Origin of the sequence: Corynebacterium sp. CCUG 65737 (assembly GCF_024454115.1) — a bacterium.
GTDB lineage: Bacteria > Actinomycetota > Actinomycetes > Mycobacteriales > Mycobacteriaceae > Corynebacterium > Corynebacterium genitalium.
This window is the reverse complement of sequence record NZ_JAGPZB010000007.1, coordinates 104,212-120,890: the sequence shown is the minus strand read 5'-3', so window position 1 is coordinate 120,890 and position 16,679 is coordinate 104,212. Positions and strand designations below refer to the sequence as shown.

Annotated in this window: 19 protein-coding genes; 12 read left to right on the top strand and 7 right to left on the bottom strand. The window is 62.5% G+C overall.

All coding sequences use genetic code 11. The annotated features are described in order from the left end of the window. The first annotated feature begins 46 nt into the window (after positions 1-46). The 7 genes from KBX17_RS07340 to KBX17_RS07310 all read left to right on the top strand — a co-directional run bounded on the left by KBX17_RS07340 (position 47) and on the right by KBX17_RS07310 (position 6,892). A complete protein-coding gene (locus tag KBX17_RS07340) occupies positions 47-904 on the top strand; it encodes an ABC transporter ATP-binding protein (RefSeq protein ID WP_255997325.1) in 858 nt (285 codons plus the stop codon). Further along, positions 904-1,731, top strand: coding sequence for an NUDIX hydrolase (locus KBX17_RS07335; RefSeq protein WP_255996160.1), 828 nt, complete (start codon positions 904-906; stop codon positions 1,729-1,731). The genes KBX17_RS07340 and KBX17_RS07335 overlap by 1 nt, the downstream gene beginning before the upstream one ends. Continuing rightward, on the top strand, positions 1,721-2,917 hold the full coding sequence (locus tag KBX17_RS07330) for an SAM-dependent methyltransferase (protein WP_256019132.1): 1,197 nt from the start codon (positions 1,721-1,723) through the stop codon (positions 2,915-2,917). The genes KBX17_RS07335 and KBX17_RS07330 overlap by 11 nt, the downstream gene beginning before the upstream one ends. Before the next feature lie 10 nt (positions 2,918-2,927). Beyond that, positions 2,928-3,701 carry an electron transfer flavoprotein subunit beta/FixA family protein gene (locus KBX17_RS07325; protein WP_256019131.1) on the top strand — a complete coding sequence of 258 codons (774 nt, stop codon included), beginning with the start codon at positions 2,928-2,930 and terminating at the stop codon, positions 3,699-3,701. A 9-nt stretch (positions 3,702-3,710) separates the two neighbouring features. After that, a complete protein-coding gene (locus tag KBX17_RS07320; RefSeq protein ID WP_370687593.1) occupies positions 3,711-4,676 on the top strand; it encodes an electron transfer flavoprotein subunit alpha/FixB family protein in 966 nt (321 codons plus the stop codon). After that, positions 4,660-5,766 (top strand): cysteine desulfurase family protein, encoded by a 1,107-nt coding sequence (locus tag KBX17_RS07315; protein WP_256019129.1) that lies wholly within the window; start codon positions 4,660-4,662, stop codon positions 5,764-5,766. Before KBX17_RS07320 ends, KBX17_RS07315 begins: the two co-directional genes overlap by 17 nt. Before the next feature lie 70 nt (positions 5,767-5,836). Beyond that, entirely contained in the window at positions 5,837-6,892 is a 1,056-nt protein-coding gene (locus KBX17_RS07310; RefSeq protein ID WP_256019128.1) for a glycoside hydrolase family 25 protein, read from the top strand. Positions 6,893-6,913: 21 nt separating this feature from the next. Here the strand turns inward: KBX17_RS07310 and KBX17_RS07305 are convergent, their stop codons facing one another. From KBX17_RS07305 to KBX17_RS07280, 6 genes are all read right to left on the bottom strand, one after another. Continuing rightward, on the bottom strand, positions 6,914-7,708 hold the full coding sequence (locus tag KBX17_RS07305) for a spermidine synthase (protein WP_256019126.1): 795 nt from the start codon (positions 7,706-7,708) through the stop codon (positions 6,914-6,916). An 11-nt stretch (positions 7,709-7,719) separates the two neighbouring features. After that, positions 7,720-8,469 (bottom strand): ABC transporter permease, encoded by a 750-nt coding sequence (locus KBX17_RS07300; RefSeq protein WP_255996169.1) that lies wholly within the window; start codon positions 8,467-8,469, stop codon positions 7,720-7,722. Between the two features lie 2 nt (positions 8,470-8,471). Beyond that, entirely contained in the window at positions 8,472-9,218 is a 747-nt protein-coding gene (locus tag KBX17_RS07295) for an ABC transporter permease (RefSeq protein ID WP_256019125.1), read from the bottom strand. Further along, entirely contained in the window at positions 9,215-10,132 is a 918-nt protein-coding gene (locus KBX17_RS07290) for an ABC transporter ATP-binding protein (protein WP_256019123.1), read from the bottom strand. Before KBX17_RS07290 ends, KBX17_RS07295 begins: the two co-directional genes overlap by 4 nt. A gap of 81 nt (positions 10,133-10,213) precedes the next feature. Further along, on the bottom strand, positions 10,214-10,900 hold the full coding sequence (locus KBX17_RS07285; protein WP_255995151.1) for a response regulator transcription factor: 687 nt from the start codon (positions 10,898-10,900) through the stop codon (positions 10,214-10,216). Then, a complete protein-coding gene (locus KBX17_RS07280) occupies positions 10,900-12,027 on the bottom strand; it encodes a sensor histidine kinase (protein WP_256019122.1) in 1,128 nt (375 codons plus the stop codon). The genes KBX17_RS07285 and KBX17_RS07280 overlap by 1 nt, the downstream gene beginning before the upstream one ends. Positions 12,028-12,134: 107 nt before the next feature. Here KBX17_RS07280 and mnmA point away from each other — a divergent pair, with 107 nt between their 5' ends. The 4 genes from mnmA (at position 12,135) to KBX17_RS07260 (ending at position 15,151) form a co-directional block, all read left to right on the top strand. Next, on the top strand, positions 12,135-13,238 hold the full coding sequence (gene mnmA / locus KBX17_RS07275; RefSeq protein WP_256019120.1) for a tRNA 2-thiouridine(34) synthase MnmA: 1,104 nt from the start codon (positions 12,135-12,137) through the stop codon (positions 13,236-13,238). Between the two features lie 38 nt (positions 13,239-13,276). Then, a complete protein-coding gene (locus tag KBX17_RS07270) occupies positions 13,277-13,774 on the top strand; it encodes a hypothetical protein (protein ID WP_256019119.1) in 498 nt (165 codons plus the stop codon). Further along, positions 13,767-14,657, top strand: a complete 891-nt coding sequence (locus KBX17_RS07265) for a methionine synthase (RefSeq protein ID WP_256019117.1) — start codon at positions 13,767-13,769, stop codon at positions 14,655-14,657. Before KBX17_RS07270 ends, KBX17_RS07265 begins: the two co-directional genes overlap by 8 nt. A gap of 110 nt (positions 14,658-14,767) precedes the next feature. Then, complete coding sequence (locus KBX17_RS07260) at positions 14,768-15,151, top strand: hypothetical protein (protein ID WP_256019116.1); 384 nt, start codon at positions 14,768-14,770, stop codon at positions 15,149-15,151. Positions 15,152-15,167: 16 nt separating this feature from the next. On the opposite strand, the gene KBX17_RS07255 is transcribed toward KBX17_RS07260, so the two are convergent. Then, positions 15,168-15,848, bottom strand: coding sequence for a 3'-5' exonuclease (locus KBX17_RS07255; RefSeq protein WP_256019114.1), 681 nt, complete (start codon positions 15,846-15,848; stop codon positions 15,168-15,170). 71 nt (positions 15,849-15,919) lie between these two features. Between KBX17_RS07255 and KBX17_RS07250 the strand changes: the two genes are divergently transcribed. Beyond that, positions 15,920-16,678 (top strand): MerR family transcriptional regulator, encoded by a 759-nt coding sequence (locus tag KBX17_RS07250; RefSeq protein ID WP_256019113.1) that lies wholly within the window; start codon positions 15,920-15,922, stop codon positions 16,676-16,678. Position 16,679: the final 1 nt, after the last annotated feature.

Here is a 16,679-nt window from a genome sequence, read left to right as displayed (position 1 = left end):
GTCAGGGTCACACCACCGGGCAAGAAAATACGCCACAATAGGGGGCGTGACTGATCAAACTGCCCAGAATCGACCAGAGGAACCCCAGACGGATCCAGACCTGCTCATCGACTTCCGCGGAGTGGATTTCCGCCGCGGCGGCAACGTGTTGGTAGGGCCCGTGGACTGGAAAGTTGAGCTGGATGAACGGTGGGTCGTCATCGGGCCCAACGGCGCGGGAAAGACGTCGTTGATCCGGATGGCGGCAGCCCAGGAGCATCCGTCCTCAGGCACCGCCTTCGTGCTGGGGGAGCAGCTGGGCAGAACGGACATGCGCGATCTGCGCGCCGTGATCGGAATGACCACCTCTGAGCTGGGTGATCGTGTTCCCGCCGACGAGCTGGTGGAAGATCTTGTGCTCTCCGGCGGCTACGCCGTTGTGGGCCGCTGGCGCGAGGAGTACGGCGAGGTGGACTATGAGCAGGTCCACGACTCCCTCGACCACGTCGGCGCGTTTCACCTCCTTGGCCGCCGCTGGGGCACACTGTCAGACGGTGAAAAGAAGCGCGTCCTCATTGCGCGCGCGATCATGGTCAACCCCGAGCTGCTCATCATGGATGAGCCGGGAGCGGGGCTTGACCTGGGTGGCCGCGAGGATCTTGTGGCGTATTTGGGTGATCTCGCGCTCGACCCTGATGCCCCGGCGATCGTGATGATCACCCACCACGTTGAGGAGATTCCCTACGGCTTCACCCACGCGATGCTGCTCAGCGAAGGCGATGTCGTTGCGCAAGGGCTGGTCGATGACGTTCTCACCAGTGAGAACCTGACGAAGGCCTACCACCAACCGATCACGTTGACGAAGGAAGACGGCCGTTTCTTCGCCCGCAGGACCCGCCGTGCTGGAGCGCACCGGAGGGCATAATGGGCTCACGCAACGAGGAGGACATGAAGGGGATCAACTACGGCCGTTTGGCGGCCACAGTGATCCTCGTGCGCGACGGCATTGCGGGCTTAGAGGTCTGGATGCAAGAGCGCGTTCTCACGATGCGCAATTACCCCGGTATGACGGTCTTTCCCGGCGGTGGAGTGGATATCCGCGACTTCCCGGCCGACAAGGAGGACGCGAAAGAACTCTGGTCCGGCCGTAGCGTGCACGACTTGGCCAAGCAGCTCGACGTCAAGCCGCGCCAAGCCCATGCGCTCATGTTCGCCGCTGTGCGTGAGCTTTTCGAGGAAACAGGCACGCTGTTGCTTGTCGACGACAACGACAAACTCCTCCAAGACGCCCGCCCCTTCCACCAAATCCGCAAGCGGTTGGAAAGCCACGAACTCTCCTTCACAGAAGTGCTGGAAGAAACCGGCCTGGATGTCGATGCGACTTTGCTCAAACCTTCCGGCCGTTGGGTGGGCAAGAGCGAGAAAGGCACGTGGTTCGACACATTCACCTTCGTCGCCGAGCTTCCGCACGGTCAAGAGCCTGACGTAGCCACAGGTGAGGCAAGTGATGCGAACTGGTTCCCGCCGAGCTTGCTCATCGACGGGTGGCGCCAAGGCCTTGTCCGATTCGCACCGTCAACGTGGGCGCAGCTGTACGACATCTCCGAATTCGCCTCCGTCGACGAAATCATGGACAACGTCAAGGGCAAAGAGATCGAAGCGGTTGTCGGCGACCCCGTCGACATTCCCCGCTACCGGGAGCTGTTCGAGTCCCACCCGGTCAACCGGATGGGCAAGAAATTTGAGCTTTAACCCCGAGGAGGTCCGCTTCCTCGCCAGCCGGCTCGACGCGATCGCCGACGCAGCGGGGGAGTTGGAGCTGACAAAGAAGTCCGTCCTTGCTGACCGCCAGAGGCTCCAGCCTGTCTTCGGCGAGCACTCCCGCGCCGTCATGGAACTGGTGACCGCCCAGCGCGCGCTCGCCTCAAAGCTCCCCGCCGCAGCCAACGCAGCATCCTGGCTGACCGATACGAATGCGGCTCAGCAGGCCACCCCGCACACTGTCGCCCAGGTGCGCGCCGAACGCATCGCCCGCGCCGGGGCCTCGTTGGTGCACGACGTGACGTGTTCCATCGGCACCGAAGCCCCCGCAGTCACAGCGCAGGGCATGGATTGGCTGGGCACAGACATCGACTTCTCGCGCGTGCTCATGGCACGCCACAACGTGGGGCCGCATGTGGCTGTGGCTGATGCGCTGCATCCCGTCACCACTCCCGCGAGCAGTGCGGGCCCGACGCGCCGGATGTGCAGTGGCTCTGGTCCAGGACGCGTCATTGTCGCCGATCCCGCCCGGCGCAAGGACGGACGCCGGATCACCGACCCGGCTAAGCTCATCCCGCCGCTGCCGGACCTGCTTGAGGCCTATCCCTACGCCGAAATGGCCGTCAAGTGCGCACCCGGCATCGATTATTCGCAGTGGCCCGGCCTGGTCAGTATCGTCAGCGAGAACGGGGCCGTGAAGGAAGCCTGTCTCTACACTCCCGGCCTTGACCCCGCGAAACGGGAAGCAGTGGTGATCCAGCCGGGGTTCACCGAACGGATCACGGATGGGGCCGGGGAGGCTGTGGACGTCGGTACGCCGCGGCGCTTCATTATCGAGCCCGACGGTGCCGTCATCCGCGCTGGCCTGGTGCGCCACTGGGCGGCCAAGCACGATCTGGCGATGCTCGATCCGCACATCGCGTTCCTCACGGGCGACGCGGTTCCGGAGCACCACTCCGGATTTCCATTCATCGAGGAAGTGCCGCTGAAGAAGCTGAAACCGGCCCTGCAGGCTCATGGTGCGGGCGCACTGGAGATTCTCGTGCGTGGTGTCGATGTTGACCCTGACCAGCTGCGCAACAAAATGAAACTCAAAGGCAGCTCACCGATGGCGGTGGTCATCGCGCGCATCGGCGACACGGCCACTGCATATCTATGTGGTGCGCGTGTGCGCTAGGCTCGCACCCATGTCCACTATTGCCGTTCTAGTGAAAAACGTGCCCGACACGTGGTCGACAAAGACCCTCGCGGCCGACAACACGCTCGACCGCTCCAGCGCCGACAACGTGCTCGACGAGATCAGCGAATACGCCGTCGAGGCTGCCCTGCGCCTGCGCGACGAAAACGATGGTTACAAGGTCATTGCCGTCACGATGGGGCCAGAGGGCTGCGAAGAAGCATTGCGCAAAGCGATAGCAATGGGCGCCGATGACGCCATTTCGCTTATCGACGACTCCTTGGCCGGCTCCGACGCCATCGCCACTGCATGGGCTCTGAACAGTCTGCTCAGCACCGTCGAGGACCTCTCTCTAGTGATCATGGGCAACCAGTCCTCCGACGGCTCCACCGGTGTGCTGCCCGGCATGCTAGCCGAGTACCGCCAGGTGCCGGCGCTGACGCAGGCGTACAACCTGCGCATCGAGGCACAACAGATCCACGGCACCCGCGATGACGAGCGCGGAACCTGGGAGGTCGCAGCAGCGCTTCCGGCAGTGGTGGCCGTCACTGAGCAGTCCGACAAGCCGCGCTTCCCCAACTTCAAGGGAATGAAGGCTGCCAAGAAGCACGAGATCACTCGCTACAGCGCCGCCGACATCGGCCTGGAGGCTGTTCCGTCCGCTACCGCCGTCACCAGCGCGACCGAGGTGCCGCCGCGCACTGCCGGTGAGCTGCTGGAAGGCCCTGCCGACGACATCGCAGCTCAGGTGGTTGAGCACCTGGCCGCCCGCAACCTGATCTAAGGAGCCCACATCATGCACGTGTACGTACTTGCAGAACACGCCGGCTCGGAAGCGGGCCGTGAACTCAGTCCCATCACCGGCGAGCTGATCACCGCCGCCCGCGACCTGGGGGTCGTGTCCGTCGTGGTCGTTGGCAAACCTGGCGTCGCCGAGCACCTTGCGCCAGAACTCGCTCGCCTCGGTGCCGCCCAGGTCATCGATGCATCCACGGAGGATTACGAGGAGCGCTTGATTACCCCTGAGGTTGACGCGCTGCAGGCCCTGGGTGCCGCCAACCCCGCGCCGATCGTCATCGCGGCGACAGTGAGCGGCAACGAGATTGCCGGCCGTCTCGGCGCGCGACTTGGCGCCGGTGTGCTGGCCAATGTCACCGGTATCGAGGCGAACAAAGCGGGCCACCACGAGATTTTCGGCGGCAGCTACACCACCACTGCCGTGGCCGGGGGAGAGACCCCGATCTTCACTCTGCGCCCTGGCTCCGTGAAAGCCCAGCCCCAGGAGGCTGCAGGCGAGCTCGCCTCGATGCCGTTGCCCGCCAAGACCGACCGCGATGTGACCGTGAAGGGCTTCACCCCGAAGGCTCGCGCTGACCGCCCGGAGCTCACCGCCGCGTCGACCGTTGTCTCCGGCGGCCGCGGTGTCGCCTCGGAGGAAGGCTATAGCGACTACGTGGAGAAGCTTGCCGACGTTCTCGGTGCCGCTACCGGCTCCACCCGCGACATCGTCGACCTAGGCTGGGCCGCCCCCGAAACGCAGATCGGCCAGACCGGTGCGACTGTGTCCCCGGACCTGTACATCGCCCTGGGCATCTCCGGTGCGATCCAGCACACCTCCGGTATGCAGACTTCCGGAACGATCGTGGCTGTGAACCAGGAGCGCGACGAGCCGATCTTCGCCATTGCGGACATCGGTGTCGTCGCCGACATCGAGGATTTCGTTCCCGAGCTCATCAAGGCCCTTGAGAACCGCCGTTAGGTACTTCGACCACGCCGCCACCACGCCCATCCGTCAGGTGGCGGTGGATGCCTGGGCGGAGCACGCCCACCTACTCAATCCGGCTTCGCAATACGGTTCCGGCCGCGCAGCGAACGCTGTCCTGTCCGAGGCTCGGGAGACTATCGCGGCGCTGCTCGGCGCTGACCCGATCGAGGTCATCTTCACCGGATCCGGCACGGAAGCAGACAACCTGACCGTACAGGGGTTGTTCCACGCCAGCCCGTCCCACCGCGTCATCTCGACGGGGATTGAGCATCCGGCGGTGCGGGAAGCCGTCGAAAAGCTGCCGGGCGCTGAGGTCGAGCTACTCCCGGTAAGCGTCTCCGGTCACGTCGAGCCGACCGAGATTCTCGATCAGCCCGCCGCCCTGGCGACGTGCATGTGGGCGAACAACGAGACCGGGGCAATCCAGCCTGTAGAGGACATCGCGGCGTGTGCCGCGGCCGCCGGCACTCCTGTGCACGTCGACGCGGTGCAAGTCGTAGGGCATATACCCGTCGACTTTCACGCGCACCAATTCAGCACGCTAGCGGCATCCGCCCACAAATTCGGCGGGCCACGTGGCGTGGGTCTTCTGCTTGCCCGCCGCAGCCCGAAGCTCGAACCGGTCATCCACGGCGGGGGACAGGAACGCGGGATCCGCCCCGGCACCGTCGACGCAGCATCTGCCATCGCTACCGCGGCGGCGCTGAAAGAAGCCGTCGGGGAGATGGACAGTGAACGCGCGCGAGTCAGTTCACTGCGAGACCGACTGATCAGCGGCGTCACGGCAGAGATAAGCACCGCACGCGTGACGACGACCGAGCCCGCCCTTCCAGGGCACGCCCACTTCACGTTCCCCGGTGCGAACGGCGATGCGATGATCATGCTTCTCGATGGCCTCGGCATCGAAGCCTCCACCGGTTCCGCCTGCAACAGCGGGGTGAACCAGCCCAGCCACGTGCTCGAGGCGATGGGTGTGGGATCGGACGGCGCGTTGCGGTTCACGCTTGGGCGGACGACAACGCGAGAGGATGTAGACGCTGTGGTGGCTGCTCTCCCGGAGGTCATTGAGCGCGCCACGTTTTAATTCATGGGTCACAGGTAGATTTGCGTGTCGCATGTGAATCTTGTGACGTTTGTGGTTTATCGTTGCGCCTATGATGACTCGATCCTTGCGTCCTGCTGCCCTTTTCGGTGCGGTTGCCCTGTTTGCCACAGCACTCGTGGCCGGCCCGGTCAACGCCAACACCGACGCCAACTTTGTCAACGGCGTGGATGTCTCCAACCACCAGAACACCGGGGGAGAAACACCTATCGATTGGGACTCCGTTAAGGGTGACAATCAACGCTTCGCCTTTGTGAAGGCGACTGAAGGAACCGACTTCACTGACAAGTCCTTCCACAAGTTCGCTCAAGAAGCAGCGGATAACGGCCTGGCTGTCGGTGCGTACCACTTTGCCCGCCCGGCCCGTGATGCTTCTGCGCAGGCACACCACTTCTCCAACGTGGTCAACACCGGCCCGCAGACCGCGCTGCCGCCGGTGCTGGACCTTGAGGTCGATGAGGATCTGAGTCCGGAAGAACTCCAAGACTGGACCCGCACCTTTACGGAGATCGTGGAGAGTGAGACCGGCCGCACCCCGATCATCTACACCTACCGCTACTTCTGGGAGGAGAAGATGGGGGACACCGACGAGTTCTCCAACTACCCGCTGTGGCTGGCGGCCTGGCAGAACAAGGCACCGCGGCCTGTCGGCGGCTGGGACAAGGTGGACATCTGGCAGCGGTCCGACAACGGCCGCATCTCCGGCATCAACACCCCGGTGGACACCAACCTGTTCAATGGCAACCAGGGCCAGTTCGCCCGCTTCAGTGCCGGCGAACTGGACGCGACTGGCGGCGTGCTCGAGCAGTTCCAGGACACGGAGATAGAAAGCGAAATTTCGGACTCACTGGAGGTCTTGGAGAAGGACAACACCGCACTCGTCGCCGCGATCCTGGGGTTGACTGCCGGCATTGTGGACACCCAGCAGGTGGAAGAGGCAGCCAAGACCTTCGGTTTCGACCCGCAGGATGCCCGCAACATCGCCGACACCGCCCGCATCCAGCTCGAAGACGGCGAGCTGCCGGTCGAGGACCTGAACAAGATGATGCTCGACAGCGAATACTCCGTCGGCGACCTGCTCATCCTGCTAGACAACGCCAACAAGTAAAGGGCCGCGCGCGGCAGAGCTCTAGGTCAGAGGCGGGTCCCGGCGAACGACACCAGAAGACGCGAGGTTCCTCGCCCACGAGTCATCTTTGAAGTGGGCCGGAACGGCACCCCCGAGCAACCGTTTGGTCAGCTCGGGGGTTTCTTCTATCTCCACCGTTGAGCCGAGCAGCACGATGTTTCCGTATCTCCGCCCCTTGAGCATCGGCGGATCCGCGATCACGGCCAGGTGCTCAAAGACCTCCGCCATTCCCGCCAGCTCTTCGCGTGCTTCCTTCAGGTCGCCGTGGGAGCCGCAGTTAGCTACGTACAGGCCGTCCGCGGAGAGGGAACGTAAGCAGGCCTGATAGAACTCGACCGTCGTCAAGCTGCGCGGTGTGGTCGCGGACTCGAACACGTCGCGGATGATCACGTCGCGGCTGGTGTCGACGAAACCGTCGGTCTCTTCGCGTGCGTCACCGACACGGATTTTCACTGCGGGTTTGCGCGGGATGTCGAACTTCTCCCGTGCCAGCACCGCCAAGTCCATGTCCCATTCCACGACCGTGTTGCGCGAATGCGGCCACACGTGCGCGAAGTAGCGCGCGAGCGTGCAGCCCCCACCGCCTAGATGTGTTAGCCGCGGCTTCTCCCAGCTCCTGGTTTCCACTGCCGCGGCGATCCACCGCATGTACTCGAAATCGAGACGCTCCGGCTCGCCGGGGACTATATGCGAGCTGGGCACCCCGTTGACCATGAGCAGCATCGACCCGTCCGGCTCGTGAATGATCTCCGCGACGCCGGTGTCGATTTCGTGGAATTCGCTGTCGTGGGCCATGAAGGTCGAGACTACAGGCGCGCATCAGTTCTGCGCAGATACGTGGTCGCGCCCGCCCAGGCGATGCTCGCGAGAACGATCGAAGCAAGGAGTACTTTCAGGATTCTGCCGACTTCAAGCGCTCCTGCGTACACGACGGCTGTGCTTTCCAGCCACATTGTGTCCGTGAGCAGAGCTTGGGGCACGACGAATTGCATACCCGGTGCACCGGAGGAGAGGACTCCGAATGCGACTATGCTCGCGACGAGCCCGATGGCGATTGGCACTGCAAAGCTGCGGATTGTCATCGATAGCAACGACTGCCATGACGCGACAGCGACGGCTGGTATGAGCGAGAACAACGCGGCCCCGACCAGGCTTGCTGGCGGCGGCCCTGAAAGCCCCGTCAACCAGCCCGCTCCGATACTTAGAACCAAGAAAACGAGCTGCATAAGTATCGTCAACGTCATGATGGTAGCGAGTTTAGAGGTGATCAGAGCTGCGTAAGAGCGCGGTGAAGTAAGCAACGGTGCCCAGTTACCGCCCCGATGCTCAACCCGCCACACCGCCGCCGTGAGAATGGCGATGCCCATGCTCATAAATAACATTCCGTAGAACAGCAGTGCTTGGGACCAGTAGCTGTCCCACCCTTGGTCAAGAGTCTCTAAATTGGCGGCGTAATTGCCGGCTCCGAATGCGACAGCAATGAAAGGCACGCCTAGAACGACCGTCCATATGTAGGAGCGGTGTAGTTTAAGCATGTCGTTGAGGTACAACTGCATGGCTAGACTTCCTTTCTGTTGAGTCGGCGGGTTAACGCCAAGAAACCGACAGTGATCAGTGTTAAGTACGCGAGCCACGCCATCCAGCTTGGATCAGTGGCGGAGATGCCCGTGTCTGAGAAACGGTAGGGAGTCGTAACCGCGAAGTATCCGAATGGGTTCATCGCTGCGAGCCACGGCGGAGACAACATCGCGCCAACCCCGAGGAAACCTCCGACGACTCCGAGCGCTAGCACTCCGACCTGGGATTCGGTCACGGCAGAGAGAATCAGCATCACGGCAAGCACGAGAATGCTCGTGATCACGCTGGCCGCGTAGAAGCCAAACCACGCTAGGGCAGCTTGTCTAGGAGGCAGCGGGGCCCCAAGCAGAATGGGAAGCGAAAAGGACAAACTGAACTCGAGAGTCTTCAACGCGGTGACCAACGGTGCGGTTACGAGCAGTTTGCGGCGTAGAAGTGAGCCGGTTGGCACACCAGCCATCGCGTTGAGCATCCATCCTCCACTCGCGTGTTCGGTATCCACAGCGCGGCTGGCAATGAGGGCAAGCTGTAGCGGGGACATCAGCGACAGCGAGATGGCAAGGACGACCAGGTGGCTGCCCCAAGCATTGTCGGGAAAGGCTGAGAAGTAGCCCACGGACTTTTCGGCGAGGAGATTTATGCAGGAGAAGAGCAGGACTGCAATAGATGTCAGCAATCCAAGCAGGATCACTTTCGTGCGTCGCAGTTTCGCGATTTCAACCATCATGCGCTCAACCCCTCCGTTCCGGTTAGTCCAATGAAGACTTCCTCCAAGCTGCGGCGTTTACGAACAACTTGGTAAAGCGGCACACCGTTGCCGACAAGCCGGGCGCAGATTTCGGCAACTTGTTGGTCGGTTACCCCGGCGAGTTCAATCCCGTTGTCACCGCGCACCGGTCGGAACGCGGCCAGAAGATCTGCGGCGATGTCCTCGGATGGGGTTTGGATGAAGAGGTCGGGCAGTTGAGCGTTGTAAAGCTGCTCTTGCGAACCTTGGAAGATGAGCCTGCCACGGTCGATGATGGTCAAATTCGTCGCCATCTTTTCTATTTCCGAAAGTAGGTGGCTGGAAACGAGCACCGTGCGGCCTTCATCTCGGGCAAGGCTGACAATGAGTTGACGGATCTCCTCGATGCCGGCGGGGTCGAGACCATTGGTGGGTTCGTCGAGTATGAGAAGCTGCGGGTCCCGAACGAGCGCCATCGCAATTCCGAGACGCTGTTTCATGCCGAGCGAATAGTTCTTCACTAGCTTGTCCATGTGCTTGCCCAGACGCACGAGTTCGATTGCACGCTGCGTGTGAACTGGATCGGCCTCGAACAGGCGGGTGGCGATCTGGATGTTCTCACCGCCTGTGAGGTGCGGATACGCCGAGGGCGCCTCAATTAGAGAGCCGACACCGCGGAGAACCTGCTGCCGCGTTTGTCGATTCATCGGCTGTCCGTGGATCTTGATTTCACCGCTAGTTGGAGTGACAAGTCCGAGAAGCATCTTCATGGTCGTGGATTTGCCGGAGCCATTCGGGCCAAGCAGACCGTGCACGGTGCCAGCTGTCACGTTGAGATTGAGGGAGTCAACGACAGTCGTGGAACCGTAGGTCTTTGTTAACCCCTGTGTTGCAATGATCGATGATGTATCCATGCCCTCAAGGCTTCCGCAGGACAGGGGCTGTGCGCGTCGGCGCGGGGCACGATCTTCTGCGTGATACCCGGGTATGAGGGCTTAGGAATCTAGCAAATCGGAGCGCGAGACCAACCCGGTCCGGTAGGCAAAGAGTGCGGCATGCACGCGGTCACGCGAATGCGTCTTCATTAAGACACGGCCAACGTGCGTTTTCACCGTCGGCATGGAGATGAACAGTCTTTCTGCGATTTCCGTGTTGGTCCATCCGCGTCCCACCGCGATGAGGATCTCGTGCTCCCGCTCGGTCAACTCCTCAATGGCGTGACGGTCGGCTGTGGAGAGCGGAATGTTTTCAGCTGGGGCTTCGCTAAGCTTCGCGACGATCCGGTTGGTCGCCCGCGGCGAAATCACAGCATCACCTGTGGCGACGGTGCGTATGGCGTCGAGAAGTGTTTCGGGCTCCGCATCCTTGAGCAGAAAACCGCTGGCGCCGGCGGCGAGTCCGCCCATGACATAATCCTCATCGTCGAAGGTGGTGAGGATAATGACCTTGGCACCGGGAAAGCGTTTCAAAAGCTGGCGGGTCCCAGAAATGCCGTCGAGAACAGGCATCTGCACATCCATGAGCACGATGTCCACCGGACGTTCGCTCATCGCGGCCAGCGCTTCCTCGCCGTTACCGGCGATCCATTGGACATCCATGTCTGGTTGCGAGTTCACGACATTGCGGATGCCATGGAGGAACAGTGCTTGGTCATCGACGAGGCCAATGGAATGAATCTTCATCAGCGCACCTCGCTGGTGATGCTCAGAGGCAGTCGAGCGTTCATCACCCACGTGTTGCCACCGGCAGGGGCGGAACTGAGGGAGCCGTTGATTAATGACGCGCGTTCGCGCATGCCAGGCAAGCCATGCCCGGGGCCGGGTCGCGCTCCCGGCGCGAACCGGTTGTCCACGCGAATGTCCACCTCGTCAGCGGCCCATGACACAGTCAGGTGTGCGTGCCCGTCGCCGTGTTTGAGCGCATTGGTCAGCGCTTCTTGCACGATGCGGTGCACCGTCAGTGAAGTAGGGGGATCGAGTCGAGTGGGTTGTTCGCCACTGACATTCACGCTGACGTCGAGGCCGCCGGCGCGGCTGGTTGTGACGAGTTCGTCGATGTCGAGCTTCGTCGATAACGGCGTAAGCGGGCGGGGATCTGGATCGCGCAACAGCCCCACTACTCCGCGCATCTGACGCAGTGACTCGCGACTGACAGTGCTGATAGTGCGCAGCGCACCGTCCCGGTCGGAACCGTAGAGTGCGCCGTCGGCTTGCGCCACAATGACGGTGAGTGAATGGGTCACAACGTCGTGGATCTCCCGGGCGAGGTGAGCGCGCTGCTCCGCTGAGGCGCGTTCGAATTCATCGCGCTGGCGTTCGAGCTGGAACTGCATGTCCTTTTCTGCGGTCTCTATCGCGCGGCGTCGGAGCTCGCCCATGAGTAGTCCGACGACCAGTAGAGTCACGCTCCATGCGATGTAGGGCACGCGCTGCGAGAATGGCATCGCGACGAGTGGTGCGGAGATGAACGTCGTAGCTATAACTACCCCGCTAAGCAGAGCCACCGTGGCGAAGTCGCGAAGGGGCGAAGATAGGTGGCGACGTGCGATATAAGCCGTGAAGACTACAACCGACACTGTTCCAATCGGCAGTTCGGGTTGGAATGCGCACGCTGCGAGCAAGATGATCGCGACACCAATTGTGAGCAGAGGCCACCGCCATCGTGTAAACGGTGCGGTCGCCGCGCACACAGCGAGCGCACCATCGATGATGCTCGGGCCGTTAGTAAGAGGGCCTATCTGGCCGAAGGTGACAAGCAGTAAAGCCAGCCCGACATCGCGCAGGCTCACATGGCTCGACTGGATCTTCATGACTTACCACCGTAACTTCCGTCTGCGCCGAATACGTCGTACCCGGGCACCACTTCGCCGATTCAGCCGTTTCGTCTCCACGACGTGGGGGACTACACTCTCGCACCGTGCGAGTTTTGGCAGCAATGAGCGGCGGCGTCGATTCCTCTGTGGCGGCGGCGCGGCTTGTCGACGCCGGACACGATGTCGTCGGTGTCCACCTTGCGCTGTCGAAGGATGCGCAGCAGACCCGTGAGTCCGCCCGGGGATGCTGCTCGCTGGAGGACTCTGCCGATGCGCGCCGCGTGTGCGACAAGCTGGGCATCCCGTTCTACGTGTGGGATTTCTCCGACCGCTTCAAAGAAGACGTCATCGACGACTTCGTCGACAGCTACGCCCGCGGCGAGACACCGAACCCGTGTCTGCGCTGCAACGAGAAGATCAAGTTCGCGGCCCTGCTTGAGCGCGCTGTGCAGCTCGGCTTCGACGCGATCGCGACAGGGCACTACGCACTCATTGACGATGCCGGGAACCTGCGCCGGTCCATCGATCCCCAGAAGGACCAGTCCTACGTCCTCGGCGTGATGACACGCGACGAGCTAGACCGCTGCATCTTCCCGGTCGGCGACACCGAGAAGCCCCAGATCCGCGAGGAAGCGGCCGCCCACGGCTTTTCGACGGCGGCAAAGCCCGACTCCTACGACATCTGCTTCATCCCCGACGGAAACACCCAGGCCTTCCTCGGCCGATCCATTGGCATGCGCCCCGGCATGATCGTCGACGAGTCCGGTGCCTCCCTGAAAGAGCACGACGGCGCTTTCCAGTACACGATTGGCCAGCGCAAGGGCCTGAACATCCGCGTTCCCGCTGCCGATGGCCAGCCGCGCTACGTCACTGATATCGACGCCGCGACCGGCACAGTCACTGTCGGCCCGCGTGCCGCGCTCGACGTGCGCACGATTCACGCCGACCGACTGAAAATCCTGCACGAGGCCATGTCTGCGGCTTCTCAGTGCAGCGATCCCATCGCTGCACACGTGCAGATCCGCGCGCATGGGGGAGTTGTGTCCTGCACCGCCCATGTTGACCTGGACGCTGACACGATGACCCTCGAGCTGGCCGAGCCGCTCTCTGGCGTGGCACGCGGCCAGGCCGCCGTGCTCTATCTGCCGGATCCCGACGGCGAGGGCGATGTCGTGCTCGGGTCCGGCACGATCTGCGGTACCGAGTAGGTCCGGGGCTGCTCTTCAGCTCCGCTATCCTCACTAACGTGGACAAGCACCTCATTTGGATTAACCCCTTGTCGCTTCCGTGGCGTCTCGGCCTGTTGGGAGCTCTCGTGCTCATCGCGGGCGGTGTCATCGCGCTCATGGCTACCCAGGGCCTACCGACGGTCATCGGCATCCTGCTGTTGCTTGCCATCGCCGTGGTGACCACGGTGGTCCACCGTATCGGCACCTTCCTCCATGTTGACGGGGATGTGCTGCGCTTCGGCCGCTACCCGCGCCCCCAGGACGAGATTCCGCTCACCCTCATCAAGGGCGCACGAGTAGAAGACCTCCCCGCAGATGAGCGCGTGACAAAGCCGTGGGGGACGCTCGCGCCCGACGCGTCGACGACGCTTGTCGATGTCAACCGCTCCACCCGCGCCGTCGTGCTCTCCCTTCGTGATGGGCGCACCGTCAAGATCGGTGTCGGCAGCCACAGCCCCAGTGCCGAGGACTTTGTAGCTGGCTTGCGGGAGCAGAACAGGAGCATCCATGGCTGATCCTGCCGATGCCGCTCCCACAGCCTTCGGATTGGGCCCTGTCCCCGGCACCGACCTCGTCGCCGCGGCAGACGTGGTGCTATCCGAAAGCCCCCTGCCGCACATTCCCCACCTCCCGGAGCGCGGAGCCGGATCTGATGTCATCGGTCGTACTGCCGCGTTGCTTCCCCTCAACGTCGACATTGGTCCGCGCAGTTGGCAGATTCACGCCCGCCCGCAGATTGCCACCATGCGCGCTCGCGACCAGTGGGAGCGCGACCTCGACTTGCTCGAGGAATTGTGGGCGGGCAAAGTGCCGGAGCTCAAAATCCAGCTGGTTGGCCCATGGACGCTTGCCGCTGAGATTGAGATGCCGAACGGGCATCGCATGATCACGGATCACGGGGCTCTCCGCGACATCACTGATGCGCTGGTGGAGGCTGTGGGGGAGCACAGACGGGACGTCGAAAAGCGCATGGGTGCAACGACTGTCTTGCAGCTCGATGAGCCGAAGCTCGACGCGGTTGTGCGCGGTGCGTTGCAGGGAACGACGGACTATGAGGACATCCCGCCGGTGAGTGAAGACGACGTCCTCGAACGCTTGGGGGTGTTCGGTCCGCACCTGCTCAACGCGTCGCGGCCAATGTACGGCGCGGATTGGTTCACCGTTGGGCGTGCGGTGGATGCGGACGGGCTGGGCGAAGCGCTCGACCGCGGCGCCCGGCCCGTGTTCCCGGTGATGGAACCGAACGACGTCTTCGCGCTCTTCGACCGGATGCAGCTCGACCCGGCGCAGCACGGGTTCGACGTGTACGCCGAGCCTGCCCCGACCTTGCTCTCAACCGCTCACAACTATCGCGCTGCGGTGGAGATGGTGGAGGCGCTGGCCCCAAGATCTAGTTGACATAGGTGCCGCGGAAACGTCGTAAAAGACCAGGTCATAGTTGCATGACGTGGCAATGATGCAATCGAGATCTCGGGCAGGTTCCGTGGTTGACCGGTAATCTGACTTCCATGAGCGAGGCAAAGCTTTCGTGGGAAAAGAGCCAGAATCACATGTGGGTGCTCGCGCTTATGGCGGTGCCCCTCTTCTTCGTCTTCGGGGAGCTGCTTGATAGCTACATCATTGCTTTCCCCATCGCAATGGGTTTCGCGTTGCCGTTCTTCTTCTTGGGTACTACCCGTTATGCGCGCCTCGATGCCACAACTCTGAGCTACAGCAACGGCAGCGAAGAGAAGACCCGTCCAGTGGAGGAGATTTCCCGGATCACCCAGGAACCGATGTCGGGTTCTCTGGTTTTCGAGTTCACGGACGGCACGAGCGACTACGTCGAAAACGGCGGTGACGAACAGGGCGTCAGTGAGTTCGTCGGCCAGGCGCAGCAGTACCTCGGTTAGCTGAGCTGAACTGCGCCTAGTTGAGCATCGGCCAGGCTGTGGTGATGCCTGTGGTGTCCCGCCCGCGGGATTCGCAGAATTTACGGAACTCCGTTTGAATTTCGAAGTGCTGCACGGCCTGGAACTCCATGAGTTCGTCGAATTCCATCTGGGACAGCTGCGGCCAGACCTTGTTCACCTGTTTCCACGCGATGCGCGCGGCAGCGGTAGCATCCGATGTCGCCTCGTGCGCGTTGTCTAAGCGCACCCCGTAGAACTCCGACAACGCACCCAAGTTTCGCTTACCGCCCTTGCGGTAACGGTCCATCGCGCGGTCAATGAGCAGTGGGTCGAACACCGGCCCCGTCACCGTGAAATCGCCGGTGAGTGCGCGCAGCACGGACAGGTCATAGGGCGCATTGAAGACGACCAAGGTCAAGCCTTCATCCCACGCTTGCTTGATCGCGGCTACCGTCTCCTGGAGCACGTCGTCATGGGGCCGCCCCTCAGCGCGCGCCTTTTCCGTGGTGATGCCGTGAATACGCGCCGCTTGTTCCGGGATGTCTACACCTGGGTCGGCGAGGGTTTCGTTGGCGGTCATGGAAGAGCCGTCGATACGCACCAGTGCTGAGGTGACAATTCTCGCGTCGCGCGGGTTCGCGGACGTGGTCTCCAAGTCGAAGGAGAGCATGCGCGAGGCGTTGAAGGTGGCAGCCATGCCCATCATTCTAGTGAGCACACGGACAACCCCATTGACCTTGCCCCAGGGTCAAGGTTCACACTTGTCGTATGAGCTACTCCATCAGCGAAGTCGCAGACATTGTGGGCGTGAGCGCCAAGGCCTTGCGCCACTGGGAGAGCCTTGGCCTACTGGCACCAGAACGCACGAGCGCTGGCTACCGCGAGTACTGCGACGCGGACATCGAACGCGCGGCCGCAATCGCGCTCTACCGCGGTGTCGGCATCGCGCTCGAGAGCATCGCAATGCTTATCGACGCCCCCGCCCACACCCTTCACACTGCGCTCCTGAAACATCGTGACGTGCTGGGTGGGCAGCTCAGCGCCATGCGTGAGCAGATCGATGCAGTGGACAAGTTGATTGCGCAATCTGAGAACGGGACCGTCGACATGGACGCCATCAAGGCGTACCTCGGGGAGAAAATGCCCGAGTACCAGGAGGAGGCAGAGCAGCGCTGGGGTGACACGGCCGAGTGGGCTCAGTCCCAGGAGGTGTTGGCCGGCATGGGGGAGGAGGACTTCGCCCGTCTGCAGCGCGAGCAGGAAGAATTCGCAGCTGACCTTGTCGCCGCCCGCGATGGCGGGGTCGCGCCGGGATCCGCGCAAGCGCGGCAGATCGTCGACCGACACCGGGCAATGATCGGCCAGTGGTACGAGGCGACACCGTCGCGCCAACTCATCCTCGCGCGGATGTACGTGGCCGACGCACGCTTCCACGACGCCTACGCAGGCGCGCAGGACTTTCTTCTCGAGCTGGTCGAGGCGCAGGCTGCTGCGGAAGGCGTTGACGTTAACGACCCTCAGTGGTGAG